Source organism: Rummeliibacillus sp. TYF005, from assembly GCF_003844195.1.
In the GTDB taxonomy this organism is placed as follows: Bacteria; Bacillota; Bacilli; order Bacillales_A; family Planococcaceae; genus Rummeliibacillus.
In genome coordinates, this window is record NZ_ML122554.1 from 18023 (window position 1) to 33337 (window position 15315).

A 15315-nucleotide genomic window follows, 5' to 3' on the forward strand; every position below is an offset into this window, starting at 1 on the left:
GGGATTTGATGACGACTACTTTTTTTCATAAAAAGAGATTGACCGTTCTTCCAGGTTTTAAACTTTCTATTGGTTTTACTTTACTATACTTAAGTATTTTAATACTATTGCCACTTTCAATGCTTTTTTGGAATACCATGCAACTTAGTTGGCATGATTTTATTAAAATTATAAGTGATTCTCGTGTTGTTGCATCATATAAATTAACATTTGGAACGTCCTTTTTAGCGGCAATTATTAATGTATTTTTTGGTACTATAATTGCTTGGGTACTTGTTCGCTATGATTTTGTTGGCAAAAAGCTTATGGATGGTCTTGTAGACCTTCCATTTGCTCTTCCAACTGCTGTCGCAGGTATTGCGCTAACAGCCCTCTATGCACCAAACGGCTGGATTGGAAACCTGTTTCCTTTTAAAATCGCATTTACTCCAATCGGAATTATTATTGCCCTAACATTTATTGGGTTACCATTTGTTGTTCGAACAGTACAACCGGTATTACAAAACTTTTCAACTGAATCAGAAGAAGCATCTGCGAGTCTTGGCGCGAATCGTTGGAAAACTTTCATAAAAGTTATTTTTCCAGAACTAATTCCTGCCATTCTAACTGGTTTTACTCTTGCTTTTTCCCGAGCTCTTGGTGAATATGGATCAGTTGTTTTTATCGCTGGTAATATGCCGATGAAAACAGAAATAACACCCTTACTGATAATGACGAAATTAGAACAATATGATTATCCAGGTGCAACAGCAATAGCTATCGTTCTACTTATATCTTCGTTCATGATCTTACTGATTATGAATATTATTCAATGGCTTGCCAATCGGAAATATAGCGTATAGGAGGAGGAAACATGGAAAAATTGACGATTGAACAAACTGTGGTTACCTCTAAGCAAAAGATAGGAAATACAACTTTAAAAGAGCCCTGGCTTATACGCTTGATACTCACGACTATTTCACTTTTATTTCTTTTAATTTTCTTAGTACTACCTCTAGTAACAATTTTCATTACTGCTTTTAAAAAAGGACTAGATGTGTATATAGCGTCTATTACTGAACCAGATGCACTTTCCGCAATAAAATTAACATTACTAGTAGCAGTTATTGCTGTACCTATTAACACGCTATTTGGTATAGCTGCTGCTTGGGCAATTACTAAATTCAATTTTCGTGGAAAAAATTTATTAACGACATTAATCGATCTCCCATTTGCTGTATCTCCCGTTATTGCAGGTTTAGTATTTATTTTACTTTTCGGTGCGGAAGGGCTATTTGGGGACCTTTTATCGAATTATAATGTTCAAATTATTTTTTCACTTCCAGGTATTATTTTAGCCTCACTTTTTGTCACTGTTCCGTTTGTTGCTCGAGAGCTTATTCCACTTATGCAAACACAGGGAACTCAGGAAGAAGAGGCCTCAATTAGTTTGGGCGCTGGTGCATTAACAACTTTCTTAAAGGTTACTCTTCCCAATATAAAATGGGGACTATTATATGGAGTTATTTTATGTAATGCACGCGTAATGGGCGAATTTGGTGCTGTTTCAGTCGTTTCAGGCCATATTCGGGGATTAACAAATACTATGCCTCTACATATAGAAGTCTTATACAATGAATATCAATTTTCGGCAGCATTCGCGGTCGCTTCATTGATGTCTTTATTAGCACTATTTACGATCATTATTAAGAACATAATTGAATGGAGAACAAAGCAATAGGAGGGTTGAAAATGAGTATTACTATTCAAAATATAAAAAAGAAATTTGGAAACTTTCAAGCATTGGATGATATCTCCTTAAACATTGAAACTGGTGAACTTATAGCTTTGCTTGGCCCATCTGGGTCTGGGAAAACCTCTTTACTACGCATCATTGCCGGCCTTGAAAATTTAGATGAAGGTGCTATTTTATTTGATGGTGAAAATATAACAGAAATTAATGCAAAGGAACGTAATATTGGATTTGTTTTTCAACATTATGCGCTCTTTAAACATATGACAGTATTCGAAAATGTCGCATACGGGCTAAAGGTTCGGCCACGAAAAACCCGCCCATCAAAAAAAGAAATTGCCGATAAGGTCCATACACTTTTATCACTTGTAAAGCTTGAACATTTTGCTGACCGCTATCCCAGTCAACTATCAGGTGGCCAAAGACAGCGCGTTGCTCTTGCACGGGCTCTTGCTGTCGAACCGAAAGTTCTTCTTTTAGATGAGCCTTTCGGAGCTCTTGATGCAAAAGTACGTAAGGATTTAAGACGTTGGCTCCGTAAAATGCATAATGAGTTTCATGTTACAAGTATTTTTGTTACACATGATCAGGAGGAAGCTTTAGATGTAGCTGACAGAATCGTTGTTATGAACAAAGGGAAAATTGAACAGGTTGGTACACCAGAAGATGTATATGATCATCCAAACAGTCCATTTGTTTATGACTTTCTAGGAAACGTTAACCTTTTTAAAGGACGTTTAAAAAACGGTCAGCTTGTTCACGGTAGTTATACAGGTCCAATTGATGAAACTTTGGCAAAGCATGATACAGAAGCAATCGGTTACGTTCGTCCTCATGATATTCAAATTGAACGCACAGCTAATTTAGAGGGTATGGTGCCTGCTAAAATTATTTTTATCCATGCCATCGGTCCAATTGTGCAAATCGAGTTACATCGTCAAGATATAGACGAATACTTAGAAGCCGAGATTTCAAAAGAACTATTTCACTCTTTGAAGTTACAACGTGGCGAGCAAGTTTATATACGTCCAAAACAATTGAAGGTGTTTATTCCTGATGATTTTTCAATTTAATAAATAATTATAGGCATATAAATCACTAAATCTAAGAAGAGGCACCCTCAGTTTATCTTAAAACTGAAAGTGCCTCTATTTCATTTTATAGAATTTACTGATTCAAAATAGTAAATCCGAATACTAAAACTCCTGAGTGGAAAATAGAGAAAAAAAGAAAACCACTGTTTAAATAATACAGAGTTCTCCTTTTTTCCATTGAATTTCATTTATACAACTAAAATGTACTCAGCTTTTATTCCTAATCTTAGGCTGTTACATCTCGTTTTATAAAAGTGATAAAACTTGCTACTAAGAAAATAATTGCATAAATCACTAATATTGTTAAAGAGAATGGCATTGTTAATCCATCAACAATAGAGAATCCGCCTGGTTCAAATTGCGTTAAGTCAGTATTTGTGATCCACAAATATTTAACAAATTCATATTTACTTAAGAGCATGACCAGACTTGCGCCCATAAAATTGATAAACAGTGTAAGTCCAATTGCTAAAGAGCTAGAACGGAAAATACTACCAATCATAAATGCAAAAATTACAGACATAAAAATATCCCCAAAATTTAATACATACATATATAAGGTATGACCAATTGATGATGCTTCTACTATTTTATTACCTTCAATTACTAAATCAGTTCCGTCTGAAGATCCAAACAAGATGGAACCACAGATGAAAGTTAAAACCAAAGATAAGGCTGCCAAAGTAATTACAAAAATGAAAACTGTTAAAAGCTTAGAAGTTAATATTTTTGCTCTACTAATTGGACGAGTTAGTAGCATTTTTATCGTACCGGTTGAAAATTCGCTTGATACTATGCCCGCTGCAATAATTGTTCCAAATAAACTAATAAAAGATAATAAAATTGTACCTTCTTCCATATACGATTCTGTACTTTTTGTTTCTACTGGAGGTACATTATTCTTTAATCGATATTCAGAAATTTTGATAGAATCTTTTGCTTCTTGTAGTTCATCTTTTGATAAATCTCCAGCACTAATCATTGACTGTTGTTCTTTAATTGATTGTTCTTCCGCCGCTTTCCAATTCTCTTTTTCTAAATTACCTGTCCATTTATAAAGACCAGCAAATGCAAATACTCCTAATATTAATAGGATCAACATTACCCATGTACCTTTTTTATGCCATAATTTCATCCACTCATTTTGCAGAAGCTTTAACAATTTGGCCACCTCCAGTGATTTCTAAGAATTGATCTTCTAATGATTGATGGTGAGGTTGTATTGCGAAGATATCTATTCCCTCACTTGATAATTTTGATATCAATTTTGGAACTGCATCTCTATCAATTGAAACTAAATAACCATTTCCGAACTTTTCAAACACATAATTTTGTGTTGTTAAAAGTTGTTCACTATCTGGTCCTGCTTCAAGATAGTAAATTGGTTGTTGTTCTGTAGTCATTTCACGAATTTCAATTAATTGACCACTTTTTATGACAGCAATTCGGTCACATATCAATTCAATTTCAGCTAGTAAATGACTAGAGACAAAAATAGATACTTGTTCCTTTTGGGCAATGGTTCTAAGATGCTCTCTAAATTCACGAATACCAGCTGGATCTAATCCATTGGTTGGTTCATCTAATATTAAAAATTTTGGATGGTGTAACAATGCCTGGGCTAGTCCTAATCTTTGGCGCATTCCAAGCGAATATGTTGATACTTTCTCATGTATTCGGTTTTCAAGACCAACGAGACTAACTACTTCTCCTATTCTTTCTTTCGTTACATTATCATGCATTCTAGCAAAGTGAAGTAAATTCTTGTAGCCAGACATAAACTTATACATCTCTGGATTTTCAACAATTACTCCTACTTTACTTATCGCCTTTTCAAAATCTTTAGCTAATGAAATACCATCGATTAATACCTCTCCACCTGTTGGTTTCATTAGTCCAGTCATTAATCGAATAGTTGTTGTTTTACCAGCTCCATTAGGACCTAAAAAACCCGTTATCTGACCAGGGAAAAGCTCAATGTTTAAATCTTTAACAATTTCTTTACCTTTAATATTTTTCGATAAATGTTTTAACTCTACGATTGGTTTCATCATATCACCCTTTACTATATTGTTTTTTCATCCATTGTGTAGCATCTTGCTGCCAATCCTCTCGAAGTACTTCTAAGTTTTCAAAAGAAGCAACTTTGCCATCTTTTAATAGAAGTAATCCATCTAGAATTGGTTCCACTTCATGTAGTTCATGTGTTGACAGAAGAATGGTTTGATTGTTACCATCTAAAAACTTTATCAATCCCTTTATTAAAACTTCCCTTACCATCGGATCAAGTCCAGAAAAAGGTTCATCCATCAAATAAACGGAAACATTTCGGCCTAGTGTAGCTGCCATTTTAATGCGTCCTCTTTGCCCTTTAGACATCTTCTTCATTTTCTTGTCGATTTCAACCTGTAAGAATAACGCAATTTCCTCAGCTTTTTGTTTTGAAAAGTCATTAAATTGGGATTGATAGAAAGAAAAAATATCATCACCAGTTAAATGAGGATAGAATTCATCGATATCTGGCAAATAGGCTATTTCTTTAGCACTTTGATGTGTTATTACCTGTCCACCTAACTCTATTTTTCCTTTAGTAGGGTTTTTAACACCTGCTAACAAACGTAGTAAAGTAGATTTACCACACCCATTTTCACCGATTAGGCCAATAATCTTACCTTCGGGCAACGTAAACGTAACATCTTCAAGTACAACTTTTTTGCCATATTGATACTTCACTTGTTGGACAGAAATCATTTATTTTCCTCTCCTTGTTTTTGAAGTTGTTCCATTATTTCTTTTTTCGTAAATCCAAATTCCTCAATACTATGAAAAAATTGCTCAACTATTTTTTCTTTCATCTGCTCTCTTAAATGATCCACCTTGTTCCTGTCATTAGTTATATACGTTCCTTGCCCTCGTTTAGTTTCAGTTAATTCCATTTGTTCCAGCTCCTTGTATACTCTTTGAACTGTATTAACATTCACACCAACTTCTAACGCATACTCACGTACAGATGGCATTTTATCTCCTAATCTCCTATTTCCACGTATTATATCTCCACAAATTTTTTCTACAAGTTGTGTGTAAATAGGTTTGTCTCTTGAAAAATCCACTGTCATTCTGTAACCACCTTTTTACACCATTTAACGCTGACAATAATCATTAAAACAGATATGAATATATTTAATAGATCCTCACGCCAATATAAGTCATCAACCAATAAAGTAGCATCGTATACCTGAACAATGGGATCAATAAAGTTGTCAATATATCCTCCTGATTTCTTACCAGTTAAAAATAATTTGCTATATAATGCTGAACTTGTTATTTTGACCAAGCCATAAACAATCCCAAAAAGTATTATCAACACTGTAAAAATGGAAAGTTTCCCTATCCATTTTTTCATCTTTACATAACACGAAAACATTAATAGCGTTAAAGGTAAGAGACTGAATAAGAAACTTATAGAAAAGAAAATCATTCCAATAATAAATTCCAATTGCGCTAGTAACGAGAAATCACTTTCGGTAGAAGCAACAATAACTGCCTCAATAGACATAATCAGTGTCAAAATTATACTTGTTAAAAGACTAAAGAAACCCTTTGCCCCTATTAACTCATAAAATGGTGCTGGGGTATGTAACCAAATATCAACACGTTGAAGTTCATGTTTGAGATTTGTGAAAAATTGGAAACATACGATAAGAAAAGAAAGAATGCATACTATTATCGCCATTATAAAAATGGTACTGTCTTGATTTATAGATGCATCTATATATTTTTTTATTAAAACAGGAATGCCTACAGTTACTCCTATACAAATAATACATGTGGATAATAACCACTTATAATATGTTTGCCACTCCCGAATGAATAATCCCCAAAATCTTCTCATACTCTAGCCTCTTCCGTTATAGTGTACTATTTAGATAGTACACTAAGACAACTGTAATTTCAACCAATAATTAGAAATTATTTTCAAACCTAATTATTTTGTACTGAAAAGGGCATGACAACTGGTTAAAAAACAACTTACCACATCTCTTCACTAATTCATCATTTCTTTTTCACACTTCATTCACAAATGCAGCTTTAAGGTGTGACTTTTATCACATCGAAAGCGCTTTATATTTTATATCATGAATTCGAGCAATAAAAGAAAGCCTTAAATAAAGGAGAGGATATTATGGCTAACAAACACGAACCAGAAGAAAACTTAAAAGGCACTCTTTACCTAGTCACTGGTGTAGGTATAATAATCGTTGCCATTTGGGCTGCATGCTTTGGTCTATTTCTTGATCGCTTTTAAACTGAAAGAAAGAAGGGAAAACTATGCATCTTCATAAGTATGAAAAATATTGGTTAACATTCGGTGTTGGATCCCTAATCGTTTTTTTATTGATTACTGGTATTATGGCATTTCATAATGGGAGCCATCCACCGAGTGCAAAGAATACGATTAATCACGAAAAGGTTGATGAAATCGCACCATTCAACAAACCAGGTGTACATAAAGTATCTGGAAAGGATTGGGATTACGAAGTAGTAGTTGTGGCCTCTGCTTTCTATTACAATCCACCTGAATTAGAAGTACCTGTAGGATCCAAAGTAAAGTTTATTGCTACCTCTAAAGACGTTGTTCACGGTTTTGAGATTTCAGGAACAAACGTTAACATGATGCTAGAACCTGGTTACATTTCAGAATACACCACAACAGTAGATAAAACTGGTGAGTACTTAATCGTATGTAATGAGTATTGTGGTGTTGGTCATGCTCAAATGCACTCTATGCTTAAGGTGGTGGATAAAAAATGAGTCAAACAACAATCGATCAATCTAAAGTAATTAAAGAAAATGTAACAGTTTCAAGAAAAATGGCAAATAAAACTGCGGAAATTTTAAAAGTAGATCCTAAAGATGCTAAACTTTCAATGGCTCATATTTTTGTAGCTTTTATCGCTCTGTTATTAGGTGGTACAGCTGGTCTCTTACAAGTTTTAGTACGTTCAGGCCATTTCGAATTACCTTGGGGCATTGGTTATTATCAAGTATTAACCGTTCATGGTGTTTTACTAGGGTTGATCTTAACGACATTCTTTATCTATGGTTTCCAAATTGCAGGAGTTAGTCGTACTTCTGGTACATTAACGCCAAAACAAAGATTAATATGTTGGATAGGCTTCTGGACAATGACAATTGGTACTGCAATGTCAGCTACTATGGTCCTTTTAAATGAAGCATCTGTTCTTTATACATTTTATGCTCCACTTCAAGCACACTGGATTTTCTATTTAGGTTTAGCACTTGTTGTAGTAGGGTCTTGGATTGGTGGTCTAGGTCAAGCGCTTCGATGGATGCAATGGCGTAAAGAAAATCCAAACCAAACATCTCCACTTCTATCATTTATGGTTGTTTGTAATAATTTAATGTGGTTTGTAGCTACAATTGGCGTTGCCGTTGAAGTTTTATTCCAATTATTACCTTGGTCACTCGGCCTAGTTGAACGTATTGATATATTGTTATCACGTACACTATTCTGGTCATTTGGTCATGCATTAGTATACTTCTGGTTGTTACCTGCATACATGGTTTGGTATGTTGTCGTTCCTAAAGTTATCGGTGGTAAAATCTTCTCCGATGCATTAGCTCGTTTATCATTTATCATGTTTGTTATTTTCTCAATTCCAGTTGGTCTACATCACCAATTAACTGAACCAGGTGTTGACGGATCATGGAAGTTCTTACAAGTTGTTTTAACAATGATGGTTGTTATACCATCACTTTTAACTGCATTCTCTTTATTTGCCTCTTTTGAATTAAGAGGTCGTGAACTTGGCGGTAAAGGTTTATTTAGTTGGTTTAAAAAATTACCTTGGGGCGATGCTCGATTCTTCGCACCGTTTATGGGTATGTTAATCTTCATCCCTGGTGGTGCTGGTGGTATTGTTAATGCTTCTCACCAAATGAACCAACTGATTCATAACACAATCTGGGTAACAGGGCATTTCCATTTAACAGTTGCAACTGCAGTAGTTTTAACTTTCTTTGGCGCAACTTATTGGTTAGTCCCTCACCTAACAGGACGTACATTAACAAAACAATTAAATCAACTTGGTATTATTCAAGCCATTATTTGGGCTTTAGGTATGACAATAATGTCTAGTTCTATGCATATTGAAGGTTTACTAGGCGCACCTCGTCGTTCAGCATTCTCTGATTACGGCGGTGCTGAAATTGCTAAAACTTGGGCTTCCTATCAAGTGGCACAAGCTGTTGGTGGTACATTATTATTCATCGGGATTATCATCTTCTTATTCATCTTTGTAAAACTTTGCTGGTTTGCACCTAAAGGTGAAGAAGAATTCCCTATCGGAACAGTAGCAGAAAATGCTGAAAAAACACCAGCGATTTTAGAAAACTTTAAAATTTGGATTGTTATTTTAGTAGCATTAATCTTAATCGCTTATACTTTCCCAATCTACGATATAATTCAAAATTCTCCTTTAGGTTCTAAAGGTTATAAGCTTTGGTAATTTAAAAATTCCCCCAAAAAAGATCCGCTTCTCAAATGAGAATGCGGATCTTTTTATAATTATTATAGTTATTTATATTCTTGTGCTGGGACAGCAAATATAGGCTCTATTTGATCTTTATATTGTGCTTCGTTTTCATTTAATAATATGTGAATATCGCCAAAATCATTTGATGTACGAATAAGTCTTCCCATACCTTGCTGTATTCGTAATAACATAAACGGAAGATCTACATCTCGGAAAGAATCTTCTGCAAATGCGCGTTTAGCATCAAATAATGGATCATTTGGTGGGAATGGCAAATCAAAAATAATCACACGAGTTAGCGCTTCTTCTGGCAAATCTAAACCTTCCCATAAATGGTAGGAACAAAGCACTTGTAATTTACCTTCTTGGAAATCTCGGACAATCGATGATAATTCTCGATCTCCTTCAAAGCCCATTTTAGATTTAAAGGATTCATGGACATGCTCTTTAAAGCTTAGCATGGCTTGTTTTGATTTAAATAAGATTAAGGTTTGCTTTTCTTCTTCTAGCAATTTCTCAACTCTTTGTATCTTTTCCGATTGTTTTAAATAATGTAAGAATATCTGCATGGCTTCTTCATAATCAAATGGAGATGAAACAGAGAAGGATTGATATTCTTTAATTCCTAAGCTGCCTGCGATATAACTGAAATCTTTATTGATTGATAAAGTTGCTGATGAGAATATATATGGAATTTTTTTAGAAAATACTTTTTCCTCTAATACTTCTGTAATAAGGCGTGGCATAATTACTAAAGTTTCTTCTCCATCCGTTTCTTCTAACCAATCAATAGCGTCACCTTGTGCTACAAAAATTCGTAAAGCAGCTTCATATTGTTCTAAAAATTCTTCGGCCATACGTAATTCGTATTCTGGAATTACGTATAATTCGGATTCAAACACAAATTCTTCTAGTAAAGTTTCAACTGTTTCAATTATCTTTTTGCCTAATTTAATAAGCATTGGTGATTTTTTTATACGTTTTCTATCTTCATCTGATTCAATCACATCATCTCGTAACTGATCAAAGAACAATTCGTGTCCATCTTGTAATTGTTCCATTGTAATGAGGGTCTTTTCACGTAAACCATCCACCATTAAGTGATCAAGTAATTGTACAATTGTGTAGTCTTGTACTTTATAAGTCATAGCTTTTTGCGCAGCATATTCCAATAAGTGTCCTTCATCTAAAACAATCATAGATACTTCTGGAAGTAATGCTAATTGACCTTCACGCTCACGTGACTCTTTTGTTGCAATGTGTTCCATTAAGAAGTCTTGAGAACAAATGATTAAGTCTGTAGATTTACGATAATGCGCTCGGTGAAGAGTTTGTCCACAACGATTTCGAAGATCGCAGACAGAACATTGTTGAATCGCATTATAATTTACTAGGTTCCATTCTTCATCACTAATATTAGGATAATCACTATGTTGACCATACAACCCTAAAGTACCTTGTCCAAATACACCATCTGGAATTGTTTCTGCAATATCATCTAAATATTCACCATCAGAAAATTTTTCAGCTTCTTCATAACGTTTTAAACATAAATATTGATCTCTAGATTTTGCTAATCGAACGTCAATATTTAAATCTAATAATTCTTGCAATTTATTTATATCGCCGCCCTCTTTTACGAGCTGGTCGATTAATGTTTCATCTGCACAGGCAACTAACGCTGGTTTCCCTGTATAACGCGCATATGCTATTGCCGGTAAGAGATATGCAATTGTCTTTCCAGTCCCTACGCCTGCTTCAGCAAACAGTACAGATTTTTCTTTTAATACTTTTTCAATTTGAAATGCCATGAAAATTTGCTCATCACGACATTCTAAACCTTTTTCAGGTAGTTCATCGTACAAAATATCGCCAATCCAGTCTCCTAGTGAATCAAAGAAAGACTTATCTTTGGATAAGGCAAATGGTATTGATTGTCTCATTCAAATTCCCCTCTCATACAGACAACGAAACGGAAGGGGTTCCCCCCTCCCGTCTAATACATATTCAAAAATGATTCTATAATATTATAGACAAGTTTATGTCAATATAAAATATGTTTTTTAAGTACTAAATAGTAATATATTTTATATTTTTTGATTAATCGTGTTTTGGAGTACGTTTTCCCCAAAATTGATAATAATCAGTTTTGATAAATCCATTAAAGAGCTTACGTTTTTTCGTAGCTTTTTTACCATATAAAGCTTCAAAATTTTCCATTGATGATAGCATATATACGGACCAAGAAGGATATTTGCTCATCATCATGCCCATATCACGAATCATTTTCTCTAGTACTTCTTTATCACCAATACGTTCACCATAAGGTGGGTTACCTACCATAACACCATCACTAAGATTAGTGGTAAAATCCGTCACCTGCATTTGCTTCCATGATATCAAATCAGCAAATCCTGCTTCACGCGCATTTTCTTTTGCAATTTCAACCATTCGATGATCAATGTCTGAACCGAAAATTTGAAGAGGCTGATCGTAATTTGCTAAATCTTCTACTTCCATACGTACTTCGTCCCAAATTTTTTGTTTCATCCATGGCCAGTCTTCACTTATAAAATCACGATTATAGCCTGGTGCCATATTTTGCCCAATCATAGCAGCTTCTAATGCAATTGTACCTGAACCACAGAATGGATCCACAAATGGACGGTTAGGATGCCATTTTGAGATGAGTACGAGGGCAGCAGCCAACGTTTCTTTTAATGGTGCCTCACCTTGGTTCAAACGATAACCACGTTTATGAAGGCCGGCTCCACTCGTATCAATTGTTAAAGTTGCTACATCTTTTAAAATAGATACTTCAATTTTATATTTTGGACCTGTTTCTTCTAAGAACCCAAGTCGTTTATAGTAATATTTCATACGTTCCACAATTGCCTTTTTGGTTATTGCTTGACAGTCTGGTACGCTAAATAATTTTGACTTAACTGATTTACCTGTAACGGGAAATTCAGCGTCTACTGGTAAATACTTTTCCCATTCGATTGCTCGAACACCTTCAAATAGCTGTTCAAATGTTTTGGCGGGAAATTTGCCTGCAACAATTTTTACACGGTCTGCTACTCGTAACCATAAATTTGTTTTAGCAATATCTTTTTCATCACCTTCGAAATAGACTTTGCCATTTTCAGTATGTGTTGTATAGCCTAAAGATTTTAACTCATCCGCTACAATAGATTCTAAGCCCATTGCTGCTGTCGCTACTAATTGATATTTTGTCATACTTATTTCCCTTCTAACTCTAATTCCCAAAATTCAAGAAACTCCATAAACTCTTTCAATGGAAGAGGTCTTGAATAATAATATCCTTGAATCATATCACAATCTAATTTCCCGAGCAATTTTACTTGCTCGCGTTGTTCTACACCTTCTGCAATTACTTTCATTTTTAGACGATGAGCCATTTGAATAATCGCATCTACAACTGCTTGTTTATCGTTTAATGAACAAATTTGCTGAATAAAGCTTCTATCGATTTTCAAATAGTCCAACGGGAATTGTACTAAATAACTAAGTGATGAATAGCCAGTGCCAAAATCATCTACCGATAGTTTAAATCCCATTTGCTTTAATGTTATCAGCTTTAGAATCGTTTCTCTTTCATTTTCCATAATAGTTCGCTCTGTTAGTTCTAGCTCAAACTTTCTAGCTGGTAGGTTATTTTTCTCTAAGATTTTTTCTATTGAATGAATAAAATTCTGTTGATGAAAATGAATACTTGAAATATTAATTGCTATTGGTAAATTCCTGAAACCTTTTCTTTCAAGCGTATGAGCATCAGTACAAGCACATTCTAAAATACACTCACTGATTGGGATTATTAGCCCTGTCTCTTCAGCATAAGAAATGAATTCTGATGGAGGTACATTGCCAAGTCTTTCATTCTTCCATCTTACAAGAGCTTCAACTCCGATAATACGATGCTCCCTTATATCTATTTTAGGCTGATAGTAGAGCTCAAAACAATTATCTTTAATAGCCATTCTTAACTCTTGGTCTAACAATAAAGCACGTTTTACATCTGTCTTTAACTCATCAAAATAAAATACAAATTGATTTTTACCATTATCTTTAGCATAATACATTGCTTTATCAGCTTTATTTACTAAGATCTCCGTTTCCAATCCATCATGTGGATAAATACTAATACCTATACTTGCAGAAATATATATTTTTTGACCTTCAATTAAAAAAGGCTTTTCTAATAATTCAACTAGCTTTTTCCCATAATAAACAGCTTCACGAGAATCATGTATATCTGTAAATGTAATAACGAATTCGTCTCCACCATACCGAGCTAAAATATCTTTATTTTTAAGTAATGTTTGGATTCGCTTCGTCACTTCTATTAATAACTGATCACCAATTACATGGCCTAATGTATCATTCACTTGTTTAAATCTATCTAAATCAATGAAAAAGACTGCATGTTGATAATTATGGTTTTTAGAAGAATTCAATAAAACATTCATACGTTCACTATAGGCAAAACGATTTGAAACACCAGTCAGAGAATCTGTCATTGCACGTTTTTTCAGTTCACTTTCTATCTCTTTTTCATCTGATAGATCTGAAAATACACCACAATAACCTATTATTCTATCAGTTTCATCGTGAATGCTCATAATTTTTAGCCATTCAGGATAAATATCACCTGTTTTTCTTCGGTTCCAAATTTCCCCTTGCCATTCACCATTATGAGTTATTTCACTCCACATATTCTTATAAAATTCTATTTCTTGAACACCTGATCTTAATACATCTGGTTTTTTACCAACAACCTCTTCCTTTTTGTAACCCGTTACAAATTCAAAAGCAGGATTCACATCGATAATTTTGCTATTTATATCTGTAATCATTACGCCTTCGGAAATAGCCTCGAGAATTTTTGGTGTTATGTATTCGCAATTGTTAATTGTACTTGACATCTTACGAGTTTCTTGAAAATCTTTACTAATATTCATAGATTTATCACCATATCCTAAAAGAAAAGCTCTCCAAAAAAATGGAGAGCCTGTCTATTCGAGTTTAACATCATTAAAAGAACGTAAGCCATGTTTTGTGCCCTAGTACTATAACGGCTCTCGCCTCGTACTACTGGGTAGTAATCATCTATCTACAAAAGCGTTAAAACACTTTTGTCTCTCCATCCATTCATTTCCTTCAGGAGAACGCCCCTACCATAATTTGGGTTGCTCACTCGCGGGGTTTACCTCGTTCCACTTATTACGTTTCCGTAATAACTTCGTCACTGTGGCACTTTCATAGAGTTTCAACCATATCCCAAATGAGACTTAGGTTTTCCTCTCGCCGTCAGCCATTAGACTGCCTTAGCTTATTTATTCACTAAGCACGAACACTACGGTCATCTCAGAACCGTGCGAGCATGGACTTTCCTCAACAACGTCAAGCGTTGCAGCGATTACTTGTTCTTTTATGATGACTTGATTATTATATGCCTATTATTCATTAATTTCAAGGGGTTAATAGTTATTAAATGAATTTTAATAAAAAATTTCTTGACATACGTAACAAATCACTTCAAAACTTTGCTTCTATTTACTATTAATCGTAAAGTTTGTCGCCAAATACATGCTTCTCTAAATTGGCAATTCGTTTTAGAATATCAAAGTTTGTATTATTTGTATACGCTGAAGATGTTGATTGGCGTCTTGGTTCAGTCGTTGTTGCTTGTAGTTGAACTTGTTTCAATTCATTTTTCAATGCATCAACCTCTTGTTGTTTTTTCGCTAATGCTTTCTCAAAAGATTCATAATCTTGGATAATAATATCTAGAAATTGATCTACTTCATCCTGACTATAACCTCTAATTCCTGTTTTAAAATCTTTATCTAATATCGTCTTTGCAGATAATTTAATGTCCATTTCCATCTTCCTTCCATATATATATAGG

Annotated in this window: 15 protein-coding genes and 1 other RNA gene; 6 read left to right on the forward strand and 10 right to left on the reverse strand. The window is 34.3% G+C overall.

The genetic code is table 11. The features are described 5' to 3' along the window. The first annotated feature begins 8 nt into the window (after positions 1–8). The 3 genes from cysT to CW357_RS08790 are packed head-to-tail and all read left to right on the forward strand — an operon-like array spanning position 9 to position 2805. Positions 9–842: a sulfate ABC transporter permease subunit CysT gene (cysT, locus tag CW357_RS08780; protein WP_119415356.1), complete on the forward strand. Its 834-nt coding sequence runs from the start codon at positions 9–11 to the stop codon at positions 840–842. An 11-nt stretch (positions 843–853) separates the two neighbouring features. Further along, positions 854–1720, forward strand: a complete 867-nt coding sequence (cysW, locus tag CW357_RS08785) for a sulfate ABC transporter permease subunit CysW (protein WP_119415357.1) — start codon at positions 854–856, stop codon at positions 1718–1720. Between the two features lie 11 nt (positions 1721–1731). Continuing rightward, entirely contained in the window at positions 1732–2805 is a 1074-nt protein-coding gene (locus CW357_RS08790; RefSeq protein ID WP_119415358.1) for a sulfate/molybdate ABC transporter ATP-binding protein, read from the forward strand. Positions 2806–3052: 247 nt separating this feature from the next. On the opposite strand, the gene CW357_RS08795 is transcribed toward CW357_RS08790, so the two are convergent. From CW357_RS08795 to CW357_RS08815, 5 genes are read right to left on the reverse strand one after another with little or no spacing between them, the layout of a single operon-like run. Next, positions 3053–3988 carry an ABC transporter permease gene (locus tag CW357_RS08795; protein WP_119415359.1) on the reverse strand — a complete coding sequence of 312 codons (936 nt, stop codon included), beginning with the start codon at positions 3986–3988 and terminating at the stop codon, positions 3053–3055. After that, complete coding sequence (locus tag CW357_RS08800; protein ID WP_119415360.1) at positions 3966–4880, reverse strand: ABC transporter ATP-binding protein; 915 nt, start codon at positions 4878–4880, stop codon at positions 3966–3968. Before CW357_RS08800 ends, CW357_RS08795 begins: the two co-directional genes overlap by 23 nt. Before the next feature lies 1 nt (position 4881). Further along, positions 4882–5577: an ATP-binding cassette domain-containing protein gene (locus tag CW357_RS08805; protein ID WP_119415361.1), complete on the reverse strand. Its 696-nt coding sequence runs from the start codon at positions 5575–5577 to the stop codon at positions 4882–4884. Beyond that, entirely contained in the window at positions 5574–5942 is a 369-nt protein-coding gene (locus CW357_RS08810; RefSeq protein ID WP_119415362.1) for a GntR family transcriptional regulator, read from the reverse strand. The genes CW357_RS08805 and CW357_RS08810 overlap by 4 nt, the downstream gene beginning before the upstream one ends. After that, on the reverse strand, positions 5939–6718 hold the full coding sequence (locus CW357_RS08815; RefSeq protein WP_119415363.1) for a hypothetical protein: 780 nt from the start codon (positions 6716–6718) through the stop codon (positions 5939–5941). Before CW357_RS08815 ends, CW357_RS08810 begins: the two co-directional genes overlap by 4 nt. 291 nt (positions 6719–7009) lie before the next feature. Between CW357_RS08815 and CW357_RS18735 the strand changes: the two genes are divergently transcribed. The 3 genes from CW357_RS18735 to CW357_RS08825 are packed head-to-tail and all read left to right on the forward strand — an operon-like array spanning position 7010 to position 9356. Beyond that, the gene (locus CW357_RS18735) at positions 7010–7132 is read left to right on the forward strand and encodes a hypothetical protein (RefSeq protein ID WP_255416305.1); all 123 of its coding nucleotides are present in this window, start codon (positions 7010–7012) and stop codon (positions 7130–7132) included. Positions 7133–7155: 23 nt separating this feature from the next. Next, complete coding sequence (locus tag CW357_RS08820) at positions 7156–7638, forward strand: cytochrome c oxidase subunit II (RefSeq protein ID WP_119415364.1); 483 nt, start codon at positions 7156–7158, stop codon at positions 7636–7638. Between the two features lie 59 nt (positions 7639–7697). Continuing rightward, positions 7698–9356 carry a b(o/a)3-type cytochrome-c oxidase subunit 1 gene (locus CW357_RS08825; RefSeq protein ID WP_119415400.1) on the forward strand — a complete coding sequence of 553 codons (1659 nt, stop codon included), beginning with the start codon at positions 7698–7700 and terminating at the stop codon, positions 9354–9356. Positions 9357–9424: 68 nt separating this feature from the next. Here the strand turns inward: CW357_RS08825 and CW357_RS08830 are convergent, their stop codons facing one another. The 5 genes from CW357_RS08830 to gpsB form a co-directional block, all read right to left on the reverse strand. After that, positions 9425–11326 carry an ATP-dependent DNA helicase gene (locus tag CW357_RS08830; RefSeq protein ID WP_119415365.1) on the reverse strand — a complete coding sequence of 634 codons (1902 nt, stop codon included), beginning with the start codon at positions 11324–11326 and terminating at the stop codon, positions 9425–9427. A 157-nt stretch (positions 11327–11483) separates the two neighbouring features. Continuing rightward, the gene (locus CW357_RS08835) at positions 11484–12623 is read right to left on the reverse strand and encodes a THUMP domain-containing class I SAM-dependent RNA methyltransferase (protein ID WP_124217831.1); all 1140 of its coding nucleotides are present in this window, start codon (positions 12621–12623) and stop codon (positions 11484–11486) included. A gap of 2 nt (positions 12624–12625) precedes the next feature. Continuing rightward, a complete protein-coding gene (locus tag CW357_RS08840) occupies positions 12626–14365 on the reverse strand; it encodes a putative bifunctional diguanylate cyclase/phosphodiesterase (RefSeq protein ID WP_124217832.1) in 1740 nt (579 codons plus the stop codon). Positions 14366–14445: 80 nt separating this feature from the next. Further along, positions 14446–14835: RNase P RNA component class B (rnpB, locus tag CW357_RS08845), an RNA gene on the reverse strand. Positions 14836–14966: 131 nt separating this feature from the next. Next, the gene (gene gpsB / locus CW357_RS08850) at positions 14967–15293 is read right to left on the reverse strand and encodes a cell division regulator GpsB (RefSeq protein ID WP_233548046.1); all 327 of its coding nucleotides are present in this window, start codon (positions 15291–15293) and stop codon (positions 14967–14969) included. Positions 15294–15315 lie beyond the last annotated feature (22 nt).